4 protein-coding genes are annotated in these 6,007 nt (G+C 69.4%); all 4 read right to left on the bottom strand.

Going from position 1 to position 6,007, the window contains the following annotated elements; all coding sequences use genetic code 11:
- Positions 1-358 precede the first annotated feature (358 nt).
- A complete protein-coding gene (locus tag Q1W26_RS03490) occupies positions 359-3,133 on the bottom strand; it encodes an Hsp70 family protein (protein ID WP_300435924.1) in 2,775 nt (924 codons plus the stop codon).
- Between the two features lie 25 nt (positions 3,134-3,158).
- Complete coding sequence (locus Q1W26_RS03485; RefSeq protein WP_300435921.1) at positions 3,159-5,012, bottom strand: Hsp70 family protein; 1,854 nt, start codon at positions 5,010-5,012, stop codon at positions 3,159-3,161.
- Positions 5,009-5,569 (bottom strand): DUF2760 domain-containing protein, encoded by a 561-nt coding sequence (locus Q1W26_RS03480; RefSeq protein ID WP_300435918.1) that lies wholly within the window; start codon positions 5,567-5,569, stop codon positions 5,009-5,011. Before Q1W26_RS03480 ends, Q1W26_RS03485 begins: the two co-directional genes overlap by 4 nt.
- 162 nt (positions 5,570-5,731) lie before the next feature.
- Positions 5,732-6,007, bottom strand: a 276-nt coding sequence (locus Q1W26_RS03475; RefSeq protein WP_300435915.1) for a response regulator, incomplete at its 5' end; no start/stop codon positions are given.

Here is a 6,007-nt window from a genome sequence, read left to right as displayed (position 1 = left end):
CTTGTGAATGCGGGCTCTCGGCTTGGCCGGGCCAAAGATACTGTTCGATCTCTTGGGTGAGGGTGAGTGGCCGCTGCAAGATCTACCATGCGGGCGCGCGGCCCAAGGGCGGGTACGGCATCCAGCCACTCAGTCGGGGTGCCCCCCGACTATGCACACCCGACCGCCAGGCAAGGTCGATGGCGATCGGGTGCTGGTGCATGAGGAAAATAATACAAGGTCGGGTTAGCGCAGCGTAACCCGACATCGGACGTGTCCATCGATGTTCATGTTGGTGTCGGGTTACGCCCTGCGGGCTACCCCGACCTACCTGCTGGCTCTGCCTCTGCCTTTCGACAAGCGATATTTACTGGCAGGGCTATTGCTCGCCGATCAGCCTGAGCCCCGGCGGCAGGGATTCGCCGAAGCTGCGGCGCTGGGCGGTTTCATCGAGCCGGGCGCCGTCCCGCACCATCGCGATCCAGCCCTCGGGGGCACGGATCGCAGCGAGGCGCCGCACCACTTGGTCGCGCAGTTCAGGCGGCAGGTCGCGGGAGCGGTCGCCGGTGAGGTGGGCGATCTGGGCGGCGGCAAAGGCGGCGGGTTCCACGTTCTTCCAGTCGAGCGCGAGGATCGCGTCGAGCCACTCGGCGGCGATGTCGGCCGGCACCACCGTGTGGGCGCTGCCATAGAGCGATTCCCGCGCGCCAACGCGACCGAGCGCCCACCCGATGTGGGCTTTTCCGGCAGGTCGTTCGAGCTGCGTCAGCAGCCACTTGCCCACTTCGATCCGGTGCATGGCCGGTACGCGCTCCAGCGTGGCGGCCAGCCGCACCATGTCGTCATGGCTGCCCTGGACGGGGCTTCGCGTGCGCTTGCCCGCATCGGCTTCTTCGAGGTGGCCGGCGAGCACTTCCAGTACTTCCAGCTGGGCCGCCTCGGGCAGGCCGCCGGCGGCGCGCCGCCACAGCGTCCACCACTCCGACCAGTTGCGGCTCTCCTGCACGTACTGGAGCCCCTGTTCGAACAGCCCGACAAGCTGTTCGATACGCCATTCGTCGAGGGCCGCGCCGGCGCCGGGGCGCAGGGTGTAGCCGGCCAGGTTGAGCCAGGTGCGTTCGTGTTCGGCAGAGCGTCGGCGTCGGCTCGCGCGTTCCATCAGCGCATCGAAGAGCGCCCGCAGCAGCGGCAGATCCCACTTTTCCCGCGGGCCGAGCTGGCGTTCGAGGCGGGCGCGCAGGCCGCGCACTTCGCGGGCGTCCACCGCTTGTGAGCTTGAGCCGAACACCCTGTCGATCAGATCGATGGCCCCGGCCAGTTGCGGTGAGTCGATGGGCGGAGCAATACCGTCGGCACTGGCTGCATCGCCGCGCAACTGAAAGGCCAGCAGCCAGCGGCGAGCCGGATCGTCGGCGCTGACGCAATGCATTTCCAGGGTGCCGACTTCGGTCATGGCGGTGATCAACTGCACCGTCACATCGCGGCGGCGGCTGCCCTCGGGCGCGGGCAGAGCGGTGGCCAGCGGCGGCAGGCGGATGAAGTCCTCGCCGGCCAGCTCGACGATATCCCCGGCCTGCCAGGGGCTGTCGCCCACCGAGGACGCCAGGTGAAAGCGCACCGCCTGGCCCAGGCGCAGCGCGAAGTTGCGCGCCGGCAGATGCACTTCGTGGCCGGCTTCGGTGCCGCGGGGCAACACGCAAATGCCGCGCGAAACCCCGTCGTCAGCATCGAGAAGCAAAAAATAGCTGCGCGCCGAGCCGCCGCCGATGGCAGGCCCCTGGCCTTGGGTGCGCGCCAGCCCGTAGGCGACTGCGCCCCGGGCCACCGCCACGTCCGGCGCGTCGTTGTGCAGCACGTGCAGCCCGGCGCCGCGCCAGCGGGCCAGGGTTTCTTCGAGCCGCCGGGCGATGGGGCCGGCGCGGAACACGCCGCCGTTGAGCAGCAGCGTATCGGGCACCGGCAGCGTGTCGTCAGCAGGCGCAGCCGCACCGAGCGCGGCCCGCGCAGCGCTGGCGTGGCGCTGCAGGAAGGCCGCCAGGTGGCGGGTGATGGCCGGATCGGCGGGGTAGGGCAGGCCGAATTCGACGATGCCGGTGCGCCGCCGCCGGGGCGATTCATCCGCTTGAACCACTGGCAGAAAGCCATCGACGACGAGTCGCTCCACGTCCTCTCGCGCCAGTTCAACCGAGCGTGCGGCGCCGATCAGCCGGGAACCCGCGCCCAGCAGGGTGACGCTTGCCCGCTCGGGTGCATCCGGCGCCAGCAGTTGCTCCTTGGCCACGCGGCAGCGCTGCACGAGTTGCGAAAAGCGCGCGGCCGACAGGCGCTCGGTGCCGCCAAGGCGTTGCTCGACAAGATGGGCCAGCGCCAGGTCCATGTTGTCGCCACCCAGCATCAGGTGGTCGCCGACGCCGATACGGGTGAGTTTTGGGGGGGCGCCGTCCGCCCCGGGCTCGACCTGGACCAGCGTCAGGTCGGTGGTGCCGCCGCCCACGTCGCATACCAGCACCAGCCGGGCGCCGTCGAGTTCGGCAGCGAGACTGTGGCGATAGCGATACAGCCAGTCCTGAAAGGCGGCTTGCGGCTCTTCGATCAGGCGCAGCCTGGGCAGGCCGGCGAGGCGGGCCGCTTCGAGGGTGAGCGCCCGGGCGCCTTCGTCGAACGAGGCCGGAATCGTCAGGACGATTTCCTGAGACACGAGCGGGCTGTCGGGAAAGCGCGCGTTCCACGCCGCGTGCACGTGCGCCAGGTAGCTCGCGCTGGCCGCCAGCGGCGACACCTTCGCCACATCCTCGCTGGCGCCCCAGGGCAGGATGGCCGCGCTGCGATCCACGCCGGCGTGGGACAGCCAGCTTTTGGCGCTGGTCACCAGCCGGCCCGGCACCTGGGCGCCGAGGTCGCGGGCATAGCGGCCGATGACGGGCGCCGCGTCGTCACCCGCGCCGCTGGCCCAGGGCAGACGCACGGATGTCGCGTCCAGTTCGCCCGCAGCCGGGTGGTAGCGTACGGAGGGCAGCAGCGGCGGCGCGGCCACTTCGCCGGGGCCGACCAGCTGGTCGATGGGCAGCAGCCGAATCTCGGCATCCCCCTCCGCCGCATAGGCGACGACGGTGTTACTGGTGCCGAGATCGATGCCGACGAGGTAGCGGCTCATCGACGTGCCCATTCATGCACGGGCTTCACGCCTGGCCGCGCACGTCGAATTCCACCTTCCAGCGATCGACGCCGCCAACCGGCAGGGCTTCGAGTTCGAGGGTGCCGGTTTCGGTGATGCGGGCGTGCAGCCTGACCGCGACGATCTCGCCGGCCCGGCGGCCTTCGGCCGGCAGGCTGGCTTCGATTTCTTCCAGCTCCTGCAGCTCGTCCGGCGCCCAGAAGTCGAGCAGCGTGCCCACCTGGTCCTGGCGGCGCACCGACGAACCGAAGAAACGAAAGCGCACCGGCTCGCCCACCACAAGGCCGAATTCCTGCGCGGGCAGTTCGGCTTCGGTGCCTTCTTCCATGCCGAAGGGGGCGACGCACAGCGCCTGGATAGGCGGCTCCATGCCCGGGATGGCCGGCATCGCCGATTCGACGGCCACGTAGTAGGCCTGTGCCGTGCCGCCGCGGATGCGCACGCCGCGGCCGCGCCGCACGTAGCCGTAATAGGCCGCGCCGCGGGCCACCGCGAGGTCGAGATCGGTGCCGCCGAGGAGGCGCGCCGGCGCTGCGTTTTCGGCAGCGAGCCAGATGTTCACAAGGCCGAGCAGGCGATCGGCGATCAGCCCGGACTTGAGCACGCCGCCGTTGAACAGCACGGCCGTGGGGTGCAAGAAGGAGGCGTCGCCGGATGCTTGCGTGGCAAAGCCTTCAAGCTCGGAGGTGGCGCCGCGCTGGCGGCTCAGGAAGGCGCCGAGGTGGCGGGTGATCGCGGCATCCTGGGCGTAGGGCAGGCCGAGCTGGGTCAGCGCGCCGCGGGCGCGGGTGACGGGGGCGTCGGACACCGCCACTTCGGGGAAGAAGCCGTCGAGCAGGCTGCGGGTGAGTTCGTCGCGGGTGACTTCGGTGCGAATCGAGCCGCCGATCAGCTTGGAGCCACGGCTTGGCACCACCACCGGCACCGCGTCCACGCTGGCGTCGCTCAGCAGGGTTTCCTTGGCGCCGCGGCAGGCGTGGGCGAGGGCGCGGGTTTGCCACGGGTCGAGCTGGGTGCCCTGGCCGGCGAGTTTGCGTGCAACGCCGTAGGCCAGCGCCAGATCCATGTTGTCGCCACCGAGCAGGATGTGATCGCCAACCGCAACCCGGTGCAGTTCGAGCTGGCCTTCGCGTTCGAGCACGGCGATCAGCGACAGGTCGGTGGTGCCGCCGCCCACGTCCACGACGAGGATGATGTCGCCTTTTTTCACGTCCTTGCGCCACTGGCCGGCGCTGTGTTCGATCCAGCTGTAAAGCGCGGCCTGGGGTTCTTCGAGCAGGGTGATGCCGGTGTAACCGGCAGCCCGGGCGGCCTCGGCGGTGAGTTCGCGCGCGGCGGGGTCGAAGGACGCGGGAATGGTGACGGTCACGTCCTGGGCGTCGAAGGGCGCGTCGGGGTGGGCGCTGTTCCAGGCTTCGCGCAGGTGCGACAGATAGCGGATCGAGGCGGTGAGCGGCGAAATGCGCGCCACTTCGGCCGGCGCCTCGGCGGGCAGGATCGCTGCGCGGCGGTCCACGCCCGGGTGGCACAGCCAGCTCTTGGCGCTGGCCACGAGGCGGATCGGGGTTGCAGCGCCGCGGGTGCGGGCAAATTCACCGGCCGCAAAATCCTGCCCGGACGTCCACGGCAGCCCGAGATCACCCGGCGCCAGCTCGCTTTCGTGGGGCAGGTAGAGGAAGGAGGGCAGCAGCGGGCGCGCCTCGACGGCGCCGGGGCCGGTGAGCTGGGGCACGGACAACACCTGCTGGACGACCTTCTCGCCGTCGCTGGCGGTGACATCCACGTAGGACAAGGCGCAGTGGGTGGTGCCCAGGTCGATCCCGATGGCGTAGCGCGGGGCGCTCACCGGGGCGCTCACAATTCCACCTCGGCCTGGGCCACGATGCTTGCGTCGTGACCGGCGGCGAGCTTCGGCAGGCGGGTGTCGCTCACCTTCCAGCCGCGGTGGCTGAGGCTGCCGGTGAAGGGCGCCTTGCCGACGACATTGCCGGTGAGCCGCACGGCCGCGGCATCGAAGCCCTCGGCGAGGGTGATGCGGCTGCCTTCGGCCTCCGCGCGCACGGGCTGGAGGCTGAAGTGTTCGCGCAGCACCTTGCGGCAGCCTTCATGGACGACGCGCGCAGCGGCGCCGATGTCGGCATCCGAATAGGCCTTCACGTCCTCCTCGATGAAGTCGATGAAGCGCGCGTCCCGCTGCAGCAGGCCGAGCAGCTGCAGCGCGGCCTCGTGGGGCGCCTCGCGAAGCGGGGATACCGGCGCGGGGGGCGCTTTGGGCGGCTCGACGGGCTGTGGAGCCGGCTCGATATCGTTCAAGGCCTCGACACGGGATGCGAAGCCGGGTTTTGAGAGGATGGAGAGAAAGCTCCCGCAGGCGAGCGAGAGCCTGCGCAGAAAGGAGGGATCGGGTCGGGTCATGGAAGGGTCCTTGTTACGTCTCGGGCGTCAGCACTTGGAGCGCACAGCGTGCGTGCCGGGATGCGTCGCAATTTTACTGCGTCGCAATATAACCCGCGTGCTGCCGTTTGCGATGACTGCCGTGGACAGCAGATGCCCCGGCGGGCGCTTACAGGCCTGGCTTTACTCCGGATTCGACGGGACGCCGTTGCTGGAGAGCCAGCGATACACCGCCTTGAACATCAGCTCGGGGTCGACAGGTTTTGTGATGAAGTCATTCATCCCGGCAGCCAGACATTTTTCGCGGTCTTCGGTAAAGGCGTTTGCGGTCATCGCCACGATAGGAAGATTTGCGCGACCAGGCAGCTTCCGGATGTTCAAAGTGGCATCGACACCACTCATTTTCGGGCGCCTCGAAAAACCTCGCCCCACCCGCTGCTTGGTAAAATCCTGCCGTCC

This window comes from Zoogloea sp. (assembly GCF_030157465.1).
GTDB lineage: Bacteria > Pseudomonadota > Gammaproteobacteria > Burkholderiales > Rhodocyclaceae > Zoogloea.
The sequence above is the reverse complement of the archived record's forward strand: the minus strand, read 5'-3'. Positions and strand labels throughout refer to the sequence as shown.

Bases quoted from the DNA above. Each gene is read 5' to 3' on its own strand.
- Q1W26_RS03490 (WP_300435924.1), bottom strand. From the start codon at position 3,133: ATGAGCCGCTACCTCGTCGGCATCGATCTCGGCACCAGTAACACCGTC.
- Q1W26_RS03480 (WP_300435918.1), bottom strand. From the start codon at position 5,569: ATGACCCGACCCGATCCCTCCTTTCTGCGCAGGCTCTCGCTCGCCTGC.